This is a genomic window from Paenochrobactrum glaciei (genome assembly GCF_039522165.1).
GTDB lineage: Bacteria > Pseudomonadota > Alphaproteobacteria > Rhizobiales > Rhizobiaceae > Paenochrobactrum > Paenochrobactrum glaciei.
This window is the reverse complement of record NZ_BAAADE010000052.1, coordinates 1-567: the sequence shown is the minus strand read 5'-3', so window position 1 is coordinate 567 and position 567 is coordinate 1. Positions and strand designations below refer to the sequence as shown.

The window sequence follows — 567 nt, the reverse complement described above, 5'->3', positions numbered from 1 at the left end:
AGCGGCTTTGACGTGAAGGCTTTCAAGGAAATCATCAAGCTACGTAAGAAGGAAGATCATGAGCGCCAAGAAGAGGAAGCCATGATCCAGCTCTACATGGACGCGTTGGGGATGACATGATGCTTAACGCTGTGTTTTTGTCTTTTTCTTTACTAGTAGCCTTTGCCGGGGGTGTAGTTACGTGTGGTGGTAAAGCCGCAATCACTACATTTAAAATGATGAACCTTAAGGCCAAAATCTCCAAAAGCAGGATCATTCGTTTCCTCAGTAAAAACAAGAGTAGTTTTGCACTTCATACACTGATCTATAGCCGAGCTAATTTTTATGGCTCTTTCAGCTTCCAATTCTGCAACACGTTTTTCCAACTCCGCCATGCGCTTAGGTAAGGTTACCAAGCTTTTCCAAATTTGTGTTCTCTCAAGGATTTTAGCTATGTCTGAGGGTAATATTGTCATGAGATTTCCAAGAAATAATTCGTTTTATCCGCAAGATAATTGCGCCAATGTATTAAGCTTGATTATGGAGACTATCAATTATTTTAAATATCTCAATGCGTTCTTTTACAAT

The 567-nt window shown here is 39.9% G+C and carries 2 protein-coding genes; one reads left to right on the top strand and one right to left on the bottom strand.

The genetic code is table 11. The features are described from left to right. A partial coding sequence (locus tag ABDZ76_RS17640) for a GapR family DNA-binding domain-containing protein (protein WP_343808702.1) occupies positions 1-120 on the top strand: 120 nt, incomplete at its 5' end. Positions 121-152: 32 nt separating this feature from the next. Here ABDZ76_RS17640 and ABDZ76_RS17635 read toward each other — a convergent pair. Then, a complete protein-coding gene (locus ABDZ76_RS17635) occupies positions 153-455 on the bottom strand; it encodes a hypothetical protein (protein ID WP_343808699.1) in 303 nt (100 codons plus the stop codon). Positions 456-567 lie beyond the last annotated feature (112 nt).